Source organism: Streptomyces sp. NPDC058051 (assembly GCF_042885475.1).
Classification (GTDB): Bacteria; Actinomycetota; Actinomycetes; order Streptomycetales; family Streptomycetaceae; genus Streptomyces.
Window position 1 is genome coordinate 1 of record NZ_JBHVRW010000020.1, and the last position, 17113, is coordinate 17113.

Here is a 17113-nt window from a genome sequence, read left to right on the forward strand (position 1 = left end):
TGCAGGGGGGACCCTGTGGGAGAGTAGGACGCCGCCGAACTCCTTTTGTTGAGAAGCCCCGTGCCCTTGTGGCACGGGGCTTCTCTGCGTTCACCGCCCTCTCCTCGGTCGGACATGGCAACCGGGCCGGGCCCGCGCCGCGTTGGGGCAGAGAGCGCGCAGCGGGCGCAGTGAGATTCCGTCAGAAACTCGTGTGGCCAGTGGTTCTGAGTGCCCCTGAGTTCGGGGTATGCTTTACCTCGTTGCCACAGCGCAGCAGGCCCCAATAGCTCAGTCGGTAGAGCGTCTCCATGGTAAGGAGAAGGTCTGCGGTTCGATTCCGCATTGGGGCTCCAGCAAAACGAAAGGCCCCTGCCAACTGGCAGGGGCCTTTCGCATGTCACCGTGCTTCCGGCCGGCACACGTGGTGTCGGATTGGAGGCCGCCATGGGTGGACGGCAACCCGGGAGTTCTCTCCGCGCCTCCGTACCCCCCGCCCGCGTCCGCGTGTCCGTGTCTGCCGAAAGTTCTCCAGGCTCCGATACGGCGAAGTGCGTTCAGGCGGTGGGCGGTTCAGGGACGCGCATGGCGAGGATCGCCATGTCGTCGGAGGCCGGCTCGGCGGCGAAGCGTTCGACTGCCCGCAGGATGCGTGCCGCCACCGCCCCCGCCGTGAGGCCCGTGCACGTGGCCAGGACATCAGCGAGGCCGTCATCGCCGAGCATCCGAGTGCCCTCACGGCGCTCCGTGACGCCGTCGGTCACGCACAGCAGGACATCGCCCGGGGCGAGGGTCACCGTCTGCTCGTACAGATCGAGGTCCTCGATGACGCCCAGCAGCGGCTGAGGTTCGGCCGCTGCCTCCACCGAGCCGTCCTGGCGCAGGCGCAACGGCAGTGGATGCCCCGCACAGACCACCTTCAGGAGTGCGCTGCCGTCCTCCTGGGGCCACAACTCCCCGTACAGGAGGGTCAGGAAGCGGCTGCGGGCGCCCTCGTCCAGGATGGCGGCGTTGAGGCGCTCCAGAACGGCGGGGCCGCCGAAGCCCTCGCGGGCGAGGAGACGCAGGGCATGGCGGGCGAGACCCGTGACGGCCGCTGCCTCCGGGCCCGTACCGCAGACGTCACCGATGGCGAAGCCATAGGCGCCGTCGCGGATCGGGAAGACGTCATAGAAATCTCCGCCGACCTCGTTGCCCTCGCCCGCCGCGCGGTAGATGACCTCGATCTCGACATTGGGGACCTCGGGCAGCCCCGGCGGCAGCAGGCTGCGCTGAAGGGACTGGCTGATCGCCATGCGCTCCGAGTAGAGACGGGCGTTGTCGAGTGCGAGGGCGGCGCGGCGGGAGAGATCCTCGGCCAGTTCCAGGATTTCCTGGCGGAAGTGGTCGTCGGAGGGCTTTCCGAGCGTGAGCATGCCGATGACGCGATTTCGGGCGACGAGCGGCAGAACCACCGTCTCCCCGCCCACCGCGGCAGCGGTGGCGAGCGTCGTACGGACGCCGGAGCCGAGCCCGCCGGGCTCGCCGAGACCGAGCGAACGCATCGAGGTGCGCAGGGCCGCCTGGTGGGCGGCCTCGGACGGGGCCGCCCAGACCCGGGCGCCGGGGGTCGGCACGGGGTCCGGGGGAGCGATCTTGGAGAGCAGGGCCTTGAGGCCGTCAATGCGCTCCTCGTCCTCGTGCAGCACATAGGAGAGGTAGGGCTCGGAGGCCTGGTCGGCGATCGTGTAGACGGCGCACCAGGTGGCCAGGGTCGGGACCGTCATCTGGGCCATCAGCGCCAGGGTCTGGTCCCGGTCGAGGGTGCCGGCGAGCAGGTCGGACGCCTCGACGAGGAAGGAAAGGGAACCGCGGCGCAAGCGTTCCAGTTCGCCCAGGCGGGCCGACTCGACGGCCAGTGCGATACGGTCCGCGGCGAACTGGAGGCGCAGCGCCTCCTCGTTGGAGTAGCGGCCCGGCGCTTCCGCGGCGACACCCAGCGAGCCCGTGAGGCGGCCCTCGACCTTCAGCGGGACGGTGACCACCGAGCGCATTCCGGTGCCGCCGAGCAGCGGGACGGCGCCGGGTACGTTGTCGAGGTCCTCGTGGACGGCAGGCATCCGGGCGGAGCCGTAACGTCCGGTGCCGGCCTCCACCGGGACGCGGGCGAAACGCTGGCGGGCGGAAGGCAGCCCCGTCGTGGCCCGTACCTCCAGCTCCGTCTCGTCGTCCGTCGCCAGCAGCAGGAAAGCCGAATCGGCGTCCAGCATGTCGCGCGCCCGTTCCACCGTGCGCTGGAGCAGGCCGTCGAGATCGTCGGGGGCGGGGGAGCCGATGAAGATCTCGAACGGGTCCGTCTTGTGGCTCTCGGCGTTCGCGTCGGAGACCGGTGCGCGCACCGGGGACTGGAGCACGGCACGTTCGTAGTCGCGGACGAGAAGGCAGACCGTGGAGGGTTCGCCGCAGGTGTCGCGGACCCTGAGGTGCGAGGCGTACACGGGGACGGTACGGCCGTCGGCGCCCCGGATCCCGTAACTGCCCTCCCAGCGCGAGAGCTGCAGTGCGTCCACGATGCCGGTGTTGGTGCCCGGCGTCTGCGGCCATGCGGTGAAGTCGGTGAGCTGTTTCCCGGTGACCTGGTCCGCGGTGTACCCGAAGAGGAACGAGGCGTCCTCGTTCCAGGCGGCGATGGAACCGGTGCTGTCGATCTGGACGACCGCCACCCGGACGTGCTCGTCGGCGACCGGGAGCAGGCCGATCGGGAGCACCGGGCCGGCGGAGCGGATGCCCACCGGGCGCTCGGGAAGATCGAGCTGGAACCAGACATGCTTGCGGGTGGGCGAGTACTCGACGCCCCAGCGGGAGGCGAGAGCCGCACAGAGCAGCAGTCCGCGGCCGTTCTCACGGTCCGGACTGCCGAAGTCCAGACCTGTGCTCTGGAGCGGGATCTCGCGTTCCGGATAGTGGTCGGAGACCTCGATCCGGACACCGTCCTCCGTGCGCAGGCACAGTACGTCCGCGGTGGTGCCCGCGTGCACCACCGCGTTGGTCACGAGTTCGCTGGTGAGGACCACGGCGTCGTCGACGACATCCGTGTACCCCCACCCCTGGAGGGTGTCACGGACGAAGGCGCGGGCGGTCGCGACGGAGCGTCCGACCGGGTCGAAGGTGGCGGCCGCGCGCGCGGTGATCACAGCACTCCCCATAATGGTGTCTCGTCGCTTCCCCGAGTCCTGTGCCCGTTTCTCGCCGCTTCGATTCGCCTGCCAGGCTAGACGCTCGGTCTCGGTGCCGGGTACACGAGGTCCGACTTCGGGCAGGAACGGCCAGGAACCAGCAGGCGACCGGTCAAGTGTGGGCTTTCCGACGTGGTCTGTGGGACAACTGCCGGAGGCTGTCCCCTGCACGGTTCACGCCTGGTACGTTTCAACGATTTGACGTCCGCATGGTCACCCGTCGACGGTGGGTCGTGGCGGTGAGCCAATGAGGAACTGGGCAAGCTCCCAGACAGGGCCTGAGACAGGGCCCGAGCGATACGGTCAACCCCTGCGGGAGGGATCACGGTGGAGTCTGGCGCGGCGACGCGACGAACAGGCGCGCGCACACAAGGCGGACAGTCCGTGAAGAAGCAGCGCAACGGAACCATCGAGGTCGACGCGGCAGCGCTCAACAGACTGCTGGCGGGCCTGGTGGCGATGCGCGACGGGAACTTCCGCAGGCGTCTGACGGTCTCGGGCGACAGCGTGATGGCGGAGATCTCGGCAGTCTTCAACGAGGTCGCCGACCGTAATCTGCATCTCACCGGCGAGCTGGCCCGGGTACGGCGGGTGGTCGGACGTGAGGGGAAGCTCACCGAGCGGCTGGAGACGGGCGCCTGCGAGGGCTCCTGGGCGGCTGCGATCGATGCGTCCAACGAGCTGGTCGACGATCTGGCCCGTCCGGTCTCGGAGGTCGGACGGGTGCTGTCGGCGGTGGCCGAGGGCGATCTCGAACAGCGGATGGAGCTGCGGTCGCACACGGCCGACGAGACGGTTCGGCCGCTGCGCGGCGAGTTCCTGAAGGTCGCCCGTACCGTCAACAACCTGGTCGACCAGCTGTCGGCGTTCACCGAGCAGGTGACGCGGGTCGCGGTCGAGGTGGGGACCGAGGGCAAGCTGGGCGGGCAGGCCCAGGTGCGCGGGATGTCGGGGTCGTGGAAGGACCTCACGGACTCCGTGAACACCATGGCGTACCGGCTGACGGCGCAGGTGCGGGACATCGCCCTGGTGACGACGGCGGTCGCCAAGGGCGATCTGTCGCGGAAGGTCACCGTCCATGTGGCCGGCGAGATGCTCCAGCTCAAGAACACCGTCAACACGATGGTCGACCAACTGTCGTCGTTCTCCTCCGAGGTGACCCGGGTCGCCCGTGAGGTGGGCACCGACGGGCGCCTCGGTGGCCAGGCGACCGTGCCCGGCGTGGCCGGGGTGTGGAAGGACCTGACCGACTCCGTCAACACGATGGCCGGGAACCTGACCTCCCAGGTGCGCGGGATCGCCGAGGTGACCACGGCGGTCGCCAACGGCGACCTGACCCAGAAGGTCACGGTGAGTGCCCGCGGCGAGGTCGCGCAGCTGGCCGAGACCATCAACCAGATGACCGAGACGCTGCGGACCTTCGCGGACGAAGTGACGCGCGTGGCGAGTGAGGTCGGCGGCGAGGGTCTGCTCGGCGGCCAGGCGCAGGTGCCGGGTGCTGCGGGGACGTGGAAGGACCTCACCGATTCGGTGAACACGGTCTTCCGGAACCTGACGACTCAGGTCCGTGACATCGCGCAGGTGACCACGGCCGTGGCCAGCGGTGACATGACGCAGAAGGTCACCGTCGACGTGGCCGGCGAGATGCTGGAGCTGAAGAACACCGTCAACACGATGGTGGACCAGCTCCAGTCCTTCGGTTCGGAAGTGACCCGGGTGGCCCGGGAGGTCGGCGTCGAGGGCCGCCTCGGCGGCCAGGCCGAGGTGCCGGGCGCCGCGGGGACGTGGAAGGACCTCACGGACTCGGTGAACACGGCGTTCCGGAACCTGACGGGGCAGGTGCGCGACATCGCGCAGGTGACGACCGCGGTCGCCAACGGTGACCTGTCGCAGAAGGTCACCGTCGATGTCGCGGGCGAGATGCTGGAGCTGAAGAACACCGTCAACACGATGGTGGCGCAGCTGTCGTCCTTCGCCGACCAGGTCACACGCATGGCGCGTGACGTGGGTACGGAGGGCCGCCTCGGCGGCCAGGCACGCGTGGACGGCGTCTCCGGCACGTGGAAGGAGCTCACCGACTCCGTCAACTTCATGGCGGGCAACCTGACCGACCAGGTGCGCCAGATCGCGCAGGTGACCACGGCGGTGGCGCGGGGTGACCTGTCGCAGAAGATCGATGTGGACGCGCGCGGCGAGATCCTTGAGCTGAAGAACACCATCAACACGATGGTCGACCAGCTGTCCGCCTTCGCCGAGCAGGTGACCCGGGTCGCCCGCGAGGTGGGCACCGACGGGCGGCTCGGCGGCCAGGCGCAGGTGCCCGGTGTGGCCGGGGTGTGGCGCGATCTGACCGATTCGGTCAACGGCATGGCGGGGAACCTCACCGCTCAGGTCCGCAACATCGCGCAGGTCGCCACGGCGGTGGCGCGGGGTGACCTGTCGCAGAAGATCGATGTGGACGCGCGCGGCGAGATCCTTGAGCTGAAGAACACCCTCAACACCATGGTCGACCAGCTCTCGAACTTCGCGGAGCAGGTGACGCGGGTGGCCCGTGAGGTGGGCACGGAAGGCATGCTCGGCGGCCAGGCCGAGGTGCAGGGGGTGTCCGGTACGTGGAAGGACCTCACCCAGTCCGTCAACGGCATGGCGAACAACCTGACCCTCCAGGTCCGCAACATCGCCGAAGTCACCACCGCGGTCGCCAACGGCGACCTCTCCAAGAAGATCACGGTCGATGCCAAGGGTGAGATCCTCGAACTGGTCACGACCGTCAACACCATGGTCGACCAGTTGCTCAACTTCGCCGACGAGGTGACCCGAGTGGCCCGCGAGGTGGGCACCGAGGGCATCCTCGGCGGCCAGGCCAGGGTCCGCGGCGCGACGGGCATCTGGAAGGACCTCAGCGACAACGTCAACCTGATGGCCAACAACCTGACCAGTCAGGTGCGCAACATCTCCCGGGTCTCGTCCGCGGTCGCCAACGGCGATCTGACGAAGAAGGTCACCGTCGAGGCGCGTGGCGAGGTCGCGGAGCTCGCCGACACCGTCAACACCATGGTGACGACGCTGTCGTCGTTCGCCGACGAGGTGACCCGGGTCGCCCGTGAGGTCGGTACGGAGGGCGAGCTGGGCGGCCAGGCGCGTGTCCCGGGGGTCTCGGGTACCTGGAAGGACCTCACCGAGTCGGTGAACTCGATGGCGTCCAATCTGACCGGTCAGGTGCGGCAGATCGCCGCGGTCACCACGGCCATCGCCAAGGGCGACCTCACCAAGAAGATCGACATCGACGCCCGGGGCGAGATCCTTGAGCTGAAGGACACCATCAACACGATGGTCGACCAGCTCTCCTCGTTCGCGGAGCAGGTGACGCGGGTGGCCCGCGAGGTGGGCACGGAGGGGCAGCTGGGCGGCCAGGCCAGGGTCCGGGACGTCGACGGCACCTGGCGCGACCTCACCGAGTCGGTGAACGAGATGGCCGGGAACCTCACCCGTCAGGTGCGGGCCATCGCCGCCGTCGCGACCGCCGTGACCCGCGGTGATCTCAACCTCAAGATCGATGTGGACGCGGCCGGTGAGATCCAGGCCCTGCAGGACAACATCAACACGATGATCGCCAACCTGCGCGACACCACGGCCACCAACAAGGAGCAGGACTGGCTCAAGGGCAACCTCGCCAGGATCTCCGGTCTGATGCAGGGGCGGCGCGATCTCGACGACGTGGCCTCTCTGATCATGAGCGAGCTGACCCCGGTCGTCTCCGCGCAGCACGGGGCGTTCTTCATGGCCATGCCGACCGGGGACACCGGCGCCGTCGGATCGGACACCGACACGGACGACGCGTACGAACTCCGTATGAGGGGCAGCTACGGATACTCGGCGGGATCCATGCCGACATCCTTCCGGCCCGGCGAGACGCTCATCGGCACGGCGGCGGAGGAGAAGCGGACCATCCAGGTGGACAACGTTCCGCCGGGATACCTGAAGATCTCCTCCGGGCTCGGCGAGGCGCCCCCGGCGCATGTGATCGTGCTGCCGGTGCTCTTCGAGGGAAAGGTCCTCGGAGTGATCGAGCTGGCCTCCTTCCAGCCGTTCACCCATATCCAGCGGGACTTCCTCAACCAGCTCGCCGAGATGATCGCGACGAGTGTCAACACCATCAGCGTCAATACGAAGACCGAGAAGCTCCTCGAACAGTCGCAGGAGCTGACCGAGCAATTGCGGGACCGTTCACAGGAATTGGAGAACCGGCAGAAGGCGCTTCAGGCCTCCAACGCCGAACTGGAGGAGAAGGCCGAGCTGCTGGCCCAGCAGAACCGCGACATCGAGGTCAAGAACACCGAGATCGAGGACGCCCGGCAGGTCCTGGAGGAGCGCGCCGAGCAGCTCGCGGTATCGATGCGCTACAAGTCGGAGTTCCTGGCGAACATGTCGCACGAGCTGCGTACTCCGCTCAACTCGCTGCTCATTCTGGCCAAGTTGCTCGCGGACAATGCCGAGGGCAACCTCTCGCCGAAGCAGGTGGAGTTCGCCGAGACGATTCACGGGGCCGGATCCGATCTGCTGCAACTGATCAATGACATCCTCGATCTGACGAAGGTCGAGGCCGGCAAGATGGACGTCAGCCCGACCCGGATCGCGCTCGTCCAGTTGGTCGACTATGTCGAGGCGACGTTCCGGCCGCTCACCGCGGAGAAGGGGCTCGACTTCTCCGTACGGGTGTCGCCGGAGCTGCCCGCGACACTGCACACGGACGAACAACGGCTGCTGCAGGTGCTGCGCAACCTCCTCTCCAACGCGGTGAAGTTCACCGACAGCGGGGCGGTCGAGCTGGTGATCCGGCTGGCCGGCGAGGATGTGCCGAACGCCATCCGTGAGCAGCTCCTGGAAGCCGGATCGCTGCGTGACGCCGACGCCGATCTGATCGCCTTCTCCGTCACCGACACGGGCATCGGGATCGCGTCCAGCAAGATGCTGGTGATCTTCGAGGCGTTCAAGCAGGCGGACGGTACGACCAGTCGCAAGTACGGCGGTACGGGGCTCGGTCTCTCCATCAGCCGTGAGATCGCCCGGCTGTTGGGCGGCGAGATCCACGCGGCGAGCGAGCCGGGCCGCGGCTCGACGTTCACGCTCTACCTGCCGCTGAACCCGAGCGAGTTGCCGCCGCAGGGCTATCCGCAGCTCGGTCCCGGCCCCACGGAGGCGTACGGTGCGGCGGTCGAGGCGGGCCTTCCGGAGACCGGTCCGGGGACCGGATCAACAGCCGCCGCGCACGATGCCCCCGGCGCCGCCGGGCTGGTGCAGCGTCGCCGCAAGGCCCTGGGGAGTGCGGAGCGGCGGCCCGCGCTGCCGCCCCGCGCCGCCGCTCCGCAGGAGCCGTGGACGCTCGCCGGGGAGGTGCAACCTGAGGTCCGCAGGACGTTCCGGTTCCGCGGCGAGAAGGTGCTGATCGTCGACGACGACATCCGCAACGTCTTCGCACTCACCAGCGTGCTGGAGCAGCACGGCCTTTCGGTGCTGTACGCGGAGAACGGGCGCGTGGGCATCGAAGTCCTGGAGCAGCATGATGATGTGACGGTCGTACTGATGGACATCATGATGCCGGAGATGGACGGCTATGCCACGACGGCGGCGATCCGCAGGATGCCGCAGTTCGCCGGGCTGCCGATCGTCGCCCTGACCGCGAAGGCCATGAAGGGGGACCGGGAGAAGGCGATCGAATCCGGCGCTTCCGACTATGTCACCAAGCCTGTTGATCCTGATCACCTCCTTTCCGTTATGGAGCAGTGGATGCGCGGAGAGTGATCATTAATTGATGAATCATGATGAGACGGTGATCGGTCGTGCTTGCAGGCGCGTGAGAAGGCGCTGAGCGGGAACCTTCTCGTCCCACGCCCCGTTTCCGCTGTGTGCACAGTGACATCGCAGTGACAGGGTGTGGTGACGGGCGGGGTGCGGTTACCATGACCGGCACAAGGACGGACGGCGCAAGGGAGTCGTCCCCTGGGGCGGCGCCCGGTGCAATTCCGGGGCGAGGAGGACGGGCCATGGTGCAGAAGGCCAAGATCCTCCTGGTCGATGACCGACCGGAGAATCTGCTGGCGCTGGAGGCCATCCTCTCTGCGCTCGATCAGACACTGGTCCGGGCATCGTCAGGGGAGGAAGCGCTCAAAGCGCTGCTCACGGACGACTTCGCGGTCATTCTGCTGGACGTTCAGATGCCAGGCATGGACGGTTTCGAAACCGCCGCGCACATCAAGCGGCGGGAACGGACCCGGGACATCCCGATCATCTTCCTCACCGCGATCAACCACGGCCCGCATCACACCTTCAGGGGTTACGCCGCGGGCGCGGTGGACTACATCTCGAAGCCGTTCGACCCCTGGGTGCTGCGGGCCAAGGTCTCGGTCTTCGTCGAGCTCTACATGAAGAACTGCAAGCTGCGCGAGCAGGCCGCGCTGCTGCGGCTCCAACTGGAGGGCGACGCCAACGGCGGCGCGGGGCACGAGAAGGAGCCCGCGGGGCTGCTGGCCGAGCTCTCGGCGCGGCTCGCCGCCGTCGAGGAGCAGGCCGAAGCACTCTCCAAGCAGCTCGACGACGAGTCGGCGGACGCCGCGGCCGTCGCCACCGCCGCCCATCTGGAACGCAAGCTGACCGGCCTGCGCAGGGCGCTCGACGCGCTGGAGCCCGGTACCGGAAGCGGCGCGGCAGCCCTCCCCTCGTAACGCCGTCCTGCACAGGACTCCACGACCGGGAGCACCGACACCGTGACCTCCGGGTGGGCGACGGGCGGTTGGCGGGGCACCCGCCCCAACTGCCCTGCCTTCGGGGCCGTTCGACGATCCAGGGGCAGAGGTCGGAGGGCAGAGGGACCGGCGGTGCGATGGCGTGAAAGCGCGTCAGTTCGGCGCCTCCGTATGACGACACGGTCGGGTGAAGTGGCAGGCACACGTGTTCACGGCCGTCGACACCGGTAACCTCGGCATCATGGCCTCACGTACGTCCGGCAAGGGTTCCCAGGGCACGGCGGGCACCGCGAAGCGCGTCGGCCGTACCGCGGGGCCGGCCAAGAAAGCCGCGCCCGCCAAGAAGCCCGCGGCGAAGAAGACCGCGCCCGCGAAGAAGAGTCCCGCCAAGAAGGCGGCCGCGCCCAAACCGGCACCCTCGCCCACCAACGGCGTGTACCGCCTGGCGCGTGCCGTCTGGCTCGGTGCGGCCCATGCGGTCGGCGCCATGTTCCGCGGCATAGGGCGCGGTGCCAAGGGACTCGATCCCGCGCACCGCAAGGACGGCATCGCGCTGCTGCTGCTCGGCCTTGCGCTGGTCGTGGCCGCGGGCACCTGGTCGAATCTGCGCGGGCCCGTCGGCGATCTCGTCGAGATGCTCGTCACCGGGGCCTTCGGCCGGCTCGACCTGCTCGTGCCGATACTGCTCGGAGCCGTCGCCGTGCGGCTGATCCTCTACCCGGAGAAGCCCGAGGCCAACGGGCGCATCGTCATCGGACTCTCCGCCCTGGTCCTCGGGGTGCTCGGCCAGGTCCACATCGCGTGCGGATCACCCGGCCGGGGCGACGGCACCACGGCGATGCAGAACGCGGGCGGACTCATCGGCTGGGCGGCCTCCAAGCCGCTGATCTACGCGATGGGCGAGGTCCTCGCCGTACCGCTGCTCCTGCTGCTGACCGTCTTCGGACTGCTGGTCGTCACCGCCACCCCGGTGAACGCCATTCCGCAACGGCTCCGGCTGCTCGCCACCAAGCTCGGCCTCCTCGCCCCGGCGTACGACCCCGAGACGGACGAGGAGAACGACGACGAGCGCTACGACGAGCAGTGGCGAGAGGCGCTGCCCGCCCGCTCCCGCCGCTCCTCCGCACGCCGCTCCGAAGCGCCCGCGGAGTACGACCCCGACCGGGCGGAGACGGACGCGCTCTCCAAGCGCCGCAGGCCGCGCAGGCCCTCCGTGCAGCCCGCGATGAACCGCACCATGGACGCGGTGGACGTCGCCGCAGCCGCGGCGGCGGCGCTCGACGGGGCCGTGCTCAACGGCATGCCGCCCTCGCCGATCGTCGCCGACCTCACCCAGGGCGTCTCCGTCGAGCGCGAACGCACGGCCTCGCCGGTGCCGGGGGCCAGAGAGGGCGAGCCCGCCGCCGCGGCAGGGGAGCCGGACCGGGAGACGGCGCCCGTCGGCGGCGTACCCGATCTGACCAAGCGCACCCCCGACCGGTCGCAGTCCCAGCCGTTGCCCGCCCGCGCGGAACAGCTCCAGCTCTCCGGCGACATCACCTACTCGCTGCCCTCGCTCGGCCTGCTGGAGCGTGGCGGGCCCGGCAAGACCCGCAGCGCCGCCAACGACGCGATCGTCGCGTCCCTGACGAACGTCTTCACCGAGTTCAAGGTCGACGCCGCCGTCACCGGCTTCACCCGCGGCCCGACGGTCACGCGGTACGAGGTCGAGCTCGGTCCCGCGGTGAAGGTCGAGCGGATCACCGCGCTCGCCAAGAACATCGCGTACGCCGTCGCCAGCCCCGATGTCCGGATCATCTCCCCGATCCCGGGCAAGTCGGCGGTCGGCATCGAGATCCCGAACACCGACCGGGAGATGGTCAACCTCGGGGACGTGCTGCGTCTCGCGGACGCCGCCGAGGACGATCACCCGATGCTCGTCGCGCTCGGCAAGGACGTCGAGGGCGGCTACGTGATGGCCAACCTGGCGAAGATGCCGCACGTCCTGGTGGCCGGTGCGACCGGTTCCGGAAAGTCGTCCTGCATCAACTGCCTGATCACCTCGGTCATGGTGCGCGCGACGCCGGATGACGTACGGATGGTGCTGGTCGACCCCAAGCGGGTCGAGCTGACCGCGTACGAGGGCATCCCGCATCTGATCACGCCGATCATCACCAACCCCAAGCGCGCCGCAGAGGCCCTCCAGTGGGTCGTACGCGAGATGGACCTCCGGTACGACGACCTCGCCGCGTTCGGATACCGGCACATCGACGACTTCAACCAGGCCGTCCGCAACGGCAAGGTCAAGCCGCCGGAGGGCAGCGAGCGCGAGCTCTCGCCGTACCCCTATCTGCTGGTGATCGTCGACGAGCTGGCCGACCTGATGATGGTCGCTCCGCGTGACGTGGAGGACGCCATCGTCCGCATCACCCAACTGGCCCGCGCCGCCGGTATCCACCTGGTACTCGCGACCCAGCGCCCCTCGGTCGACGTCGTCACCGGTCTGATCAAGGCGAACGTGCCCTCCCGCCTCGCCTTCGCGACCTCTTCGCTGGCCGACAGCCGGGTCATCCTCGACCAGCCCGGCGCCGAGAAGCTCATCGGAAAGGGCGACGGCCTGTTCCTGCCCATGGGGGCCAACAAGCCCACGCGTATGCAGGGCGCCTTCGTCACCGAGGACGAGGTCGCGGCCGTCGTCCAGCACTGCAAGGATCAGATGGCGCCGGTCTTCCGCGAGGACGTGGTCGTCGGCACCGCCAGGAAGAAGGAGATCGACGAGGACATCGGTGACGACCTGGACCTGCTCTGCCAGGCCGCCGAGCTGGTCGTCTCCACCCAGTTCGGATCCACCTCGATGCTTCAGCGCAAGCTGCGGGTCGGCTTCGCCAAGGCCGGACGGCTGATGGACCTCATGGAGTCGAGGAACATCGTCGGGCCGAGCGAGGGCTCCAAGGCGCGCGACGTCCTGGTGAAACCCGACGAGCTGGACGGGGTGTTGGCTCTGATCCGCGGGGAATCCGCTCCATGAGAAGAAGTCGGGGCAACCCTTTCGTCGGGTCGTACGTCAACTTGAGAGGAAGGACGGCAGGATTGTCCTATCAGGGACGACAGGATCGTCCTTCTCGGTGCGGCCAGGCGAATCGGACAGCGTTCGAGTCCGATGGCGTACAAACTCCTTCCTCCCGGTTGCCCCACCCTTTCGTACCCCCCCTAAACTGAACACCCAGCAGGTGGCTCACGCTCGAAAGGCACCCCCGTGTCCATCGGCAACTCCCCCGAAGACGACCGGCCTTTGATCGGTCGAGTGCTCCAGCAGGCTCGTATCGCCGAAGGTCTCACGGTCGAAGAGATCAGTTCGTCCACCCGGGTGCGCATTCCCATCGTGCACGCGATCGAAGAGGACGACTTCTCCCGCTGCGGCGGCGACGTGTATGCACGCGGCCATATCCGTACCCTGGCGCGTGCCATCGGGATCGATCCGGAACCGCTGGTGTCGCAGTACGACGCCGAACACGGCGGCCGTCCCGCACCCACACCCGCGGCGCCGCTGTTCGAGGCCGAGAGAATCCGTTCCGAACCCCGTCGGCCCAACTGGACGGCGGCCATGGTCGCGGCGATCGTCGCCGTCGTCGGTTTTGTCGGCTTCACCTTCTTGAAGGGCGGGGACGACAAATCCACGACCACCCAGGTCGCGGAGGGCTCGACGCCCAACACGAAGACCGCCGCACCGAAGACCACCAAGCCCGTCGACCCCAAGCCGGCGCCTTCCGACAGCGCCATCGCCGCCGCGCCCCGGGACAAGGTGACGGTGAAGCTCAGCGCAAGCCAGGGCAAGAGCTGGATCTCCGCCAAGGACCACAACGGACGGCTGCTCTTCGACGGCCTGCTGCAGCAGGGGCAGGCCAAGACCTTCCAGGACCAGGAGCGGGTCGATCTCGTCCTCGGCGACGCCGGGGCGATCGAGCTCTTCGTGAATGGGAAGAAGGTCGAGAACAAGTTTCAGCCGGGCCAGGTCGAGCGGCTCTCGTACACGAAGGGCGATCCGGCGGTCGGCTGACCCGTACACGCACGGTTTCCCGTGCGGCAACAGCATCACGGCGAGCGCCCGGCCATCCTGCCGGGCGCTCGCCGCGTACTCACTCGGTGTGACGGTGGAACCCTGCTCGGCAGGACGGGTGCCGGGACAAAGTAGTCTTGAGCCCATGCCCGAACGCCGTACCGTCGCCCTTGTCACACTCGGCTGCGCCCGTAACGAGGTGGACTCGGAGGAGCTCGCAGGCCGCTTGGCAGCGGACGGCTGGGAGCTCGTCGAGAACGCCTCGGACGCGGATGTCGCCGTCGTCAACACCTGTGGGTTCGTCGAGGCCGCCAAGAAGGACTCCGTCGACGCCCTGCTCGAAGCCAATGACCTGAAGGACCACGGCAGAACCCAGGCCGTGGTCGCCGTCGGCTGCATGGCCGAGCGCTACGGCAAGGACCTCGCCGAGGCCCTGCCCGAGGCGGACGGTGTCCTCGGATTCGACGACTACGCCGACATCTCCGACCGCCTCCAGACCATCCTCAGCGGCGGTGTCCACGCCTCGCACACCCCGCGCGACCGCCGGAAGCTCCTGCCGATCAGCCCCGCTGAGCGGCAGAACGCCGCGGTGGCCCTGCCGGGGCACGCGCAGGAGACCGCACCGGCCCCCGCCCCCGAGGACCTTCCGGACGGGGTCGCCCCGGCGTCCGGGCCGCGGGCGCCGCTGCGTCGCCGGCTGGGTACCAGCCCCGTCGCGTCGGTGAAGCTCGCCTCCGGCTGCGACCGCCGCTGTTCCTTCTGCGCCATTCCGTCCTTCCGTGGCTCCTTCATCTCGCGCCGCCCCTCGGACGTGCTGGGGGAGACCCGCTGGCTGGCCGAGCAGGGCGTGAAGGAGGTCATGCTGGTCTCCGAGAACAACACCTCGTACGGCAAGGACCTCGGCGACATCCGGCTGCTGGAGACGCTGCTGCCGGAGCTCGCCGAAGTCGACGGGATCGAGCGGATCCGGGTCAGCTACCTGCAGCCGGCGGAGATGCGGCCGGGCCTCATCGACGTACTGACCTCGACCCCGAAGGTCGCCCCGTACTTCGACCTGTCCTTCCAGCACTCGGCCCCGGGCGTGCTGCGGGCGATGCGCCGTTTCGGTGACACGGACAGCTTCCTGGAGCTCCTGCACACCATCCGCGGCAAGGCGCCGCAGGCCGGTGCCCGGTCCAACTTCATCGTGGGCTTCCCCGGCGAGACGGAGGCCGACGTGGCGGAGCTGGAGCGCTTCCTCACGAGTGCCCGGCTCGACGCCATCGGCGTCTTCGGCTACTCCGACGAGGAGGGCACCGAAGCGGTCGGTTACGAGAACAAACTGGACGCCGACGTCATCGCGGAGCGGCTGGCGCACATCTCGCAGCTGGCCGAGGAGCTGACCTCGCAGCGCGCCGAGGAGCGCCTCGGGGAGTCCCTGCAGGTGCTGGTCGAGTCCGTGGACGACGAGGACGGTGCGGTGGGGCGCGCGGCGCACCAGGCCCCCGAAACGGACGGCCAGGTACTCTTCACCGCACGCGAGGGCCTCGTGCCCGGCCGTATGGTCGAGGCAAAGGTCGTGGGCACCGAGGGAGTGGACCTGGTGGCCGAGTGTTCCGAGCTCGTGGAGGCGGCCAGATGACGGGAGTCCCGGCATCCGCGGCGGGCGGCTCCGGCGCGAAGCCGGCCCGCGGCGGCAAGCTGGGGGCTGCGGCCGTCAATCAGGCCAGCCTGTGGAACATCGCCAATCTGCTCACCATGCTGCGGCTGGTGCTGGTGCCCGGCTTCGTGATGCTGCTGCTGCACAACGGCGGCTACGACCCGGTGTGGCGGTCGTTCGCCTGGGCGGCGTTCGCCATCGCCATGATCACCGACCTGTTCGACGGCCACCTCGCACGCACGTACAACCTGGTCACCGACTTCGGGAAGATCGCCGACCCGATCGCGGACAAGGCGATCATGGGTGCCGCGCTGCTCTGCCTTTCGTATCTCGGCGATTTGCCCTGGTGGGTCACGGGCGTGATCCTCTTCCGCGAGATCGGCATCACGCTGATGCGGTTCTGGGTGATACGGCACGCGGTGATCCCGGCCAGTCGCGGCGGGAAGATGAAGACTCTGGCGCAGGGGATAGCGGCCGGGATGTACGTCCTGGCGCTGACCGGTCCACTGGCCACCCTCCGCTTCTGGGTGATGGCGGTCGCCGTCGTGCTGACGGTCGTCACGGGGCTCGACTACGTGCGGCAGGCCGTCATGTTGCGGCGCACGGGCCTCGCGGCCGAGCGGGCCGCTGCGGCGGAGACCGCCGGAGGGCGCGGGCTGCTCGCGGACTCCGGGGCTGCTGAGGGCGTGGGGATGTCCCGGTCGGTCGAGGTGTCGGGAACGGCTGAGGGCGCTGAGGTTTCCGGCTCGGTCGAGGTGTCGGGAGCTGCGGAGGGTGCTGAGGACGCTGGGGTGTCCGGGGCCGCCGAGGACGCCGGGTGTGCGTCCGGGACAGCTGAAGGCGCCGGTGAGCCCAGGACTGCCGAGGACGCCGCACGTGTGTCCGGGGCCTCGGGATCCCGTGGTCCGGCGGAGGCCGAGCGGTGACTGTCGCGGCCCGGGTGCTGGAGCTGCTCGTGGAGCGCGGCCAGACCCTTGCCGTCGCGGAGTCGCTGACCGGCGGTCTGGTCGCGGCGGAGCTGACTTCCGTACCGGGTGCCTCGAACTCCTTCCGTGGGTCCGTGACGGCGTACGCAACGCCTCTGAAGAGGCAACTGCTGGGTGTGGACGCCGCCCTCCTGGCGGAGCGCGGTGCGGTCGATCCCGAGGTGGCGCGGCAGATGGCGAGAGGTGTGCGCCGCGTTCTGGGGGCAGACTGGGGTATGGCCACCACCGGGGTCGCGGGCCCCGATCCGCAGGACGGCAAGCCCGTCGGCACGGTTTATGTAGCGGTGGCCGGGCCTGACGGCGCGGAGAATGTGACCGCGCTGCGATTGAACGGCGGGCGTGCGGACATCCGTAGAGAGAGCGTACGGAGCGTGCTTGCATTGCTTTCCGCCCAACTTGGCAAGAATGCAAGCGCACAGGATACGGAACAGATCGGGGGGAATTGATGTTTGCAGCCCTGAGTGAACACGACATCGCTCCCCGCACGGCCGCCGCGCAAGGCGGTACGGTGGGGC

General features: G+C 68.8%; 8 protein-coding genes and 1 tRNA gene. 8 read left to right on the forward strand and 1 reads right to left on the reverse strand.

Annotation, left to right across the window (positions count from 1 at the left end; translation table 11 throughout):
- Positions 1-259 precede the first annotated feature (259 nt).
- Positions 260-335 (forward strand) — tRNA-Thr (locus tag ACFVUT_RS26950).
- Positions 336-536: 201 nt separating this feature from the next.
- Here ACFVUT_RS26950 and ACFVUT_RS26955 read toward each other — a convergent pair.
- Complete coding sequence (locus tag ACFVUT_RS26955) at positions 537-3152, reverse strand: SpoIIE family protein phosphatase (RefSeq protein ID WP_389654435.1); 2616 nt, start codon at positions 3150-3152, stop codon at positions 537-539.
- A gap of 426 nt (positions 3153-3578) precedes the next feature.
- Between ACFVUT_RS26955 and ACFVUT_RS26960 the strand changes: the two genes are divergently transcribed.
- The 7 genes from ACFVUT_RS26960 to ACFVUT_RS26990 all read left to right on the forward strand — a co-directional run bounded on the left by ACFVUT_RS26960 (position 3579) and on the right by ACFVUT_RS26990 (position 17044).
- Complete coding sequence (locus ACFVUT_RS26960; RefSeq protein WP_389654437.1) at positions 3579-8996, forward strand: HAMP domain-containing protein; 5418 nt, start codon at positions 3579-3581, stop codon at positions 8994-8996.
- A gap of 242 nt (positions 8997-9238) precedes the next feature.
- Positions 9239-9916 carry a two-component system response regulator gene (locus ACFVUT_RS26965; protein WP_389654439.1) on the forward strand — a complete coding sequence of 226 codons (678 nt, stop codon included), beginning with the start codon at positions 9239-9241 and terminating at the stop codon, positions 9914-9916.
- A gap of 262 nt (positions 9917-10178) precedes the next feature.
- Positions 10179-12944 carry a DNA translocase FtsK gene (locus tag ACFVUT_RS26970; RefSeq protein WP_389654441.1) on the forward strand — a complete coding sequence of 922 codons (2766 nt, stop codon included), beginning with the start codon at positions 10179-10181 and terminating at the stop codon, positions 12942-12944.
- 228 nt (positions 12945-13172) lie between these two features.
- On the forward strand, positions 13173-13973 hold the full coding sequence (locus ACFVUT_RS26975) for a helix-turn-helix domain-containing protein (protein ID WP_389654443.1): 801 nt from the start codon (positions 13173-13175) through the stop codon (positions 13971-13973).
- Positions 13974-14118: 145 nt separating this feature from the next.
- Positions 14119-15594, forward strand: coding sequence for a 30S ribosomal protein S12 methylthiotransferase RimO (rimO, locus tag ACFVUT_RS26980; protein ID WP_389654445.1), 1476 nt, complete (start codon positions 14119-14121; stop codon positions 15592-15594).
- A complete protein-coding gene (gene pgsA, locus ACFVUT_RS26985) occupies positions 15591-16538 on the forward strand; it encodes a CDP-diacylglycerol--glycerol-3-phosphate 3-phosphatidyltransferase (RefSeq protein WP_389654447.1) in 948 nt (315 codons plus the stop codon). The genes rimO and pgsA overlap by 4 nt, the downstream gene beginning before the upstream one ends.
- Positions 16535-17044, forward strand: coding sequence for a CinA family protein (locus ACFVUT_RS26990; RefSeq protein WP_389654449.1), 510 nt, complete (start codon positions 16535-16537; stop codon positions 17042-17044). Before pgsA ends, ACFVUT_RS26990 begins: the two co-directional genes overlap by 4 nt.
- Positions 17045-17113 lie beyond the last annotated feature (69 nt).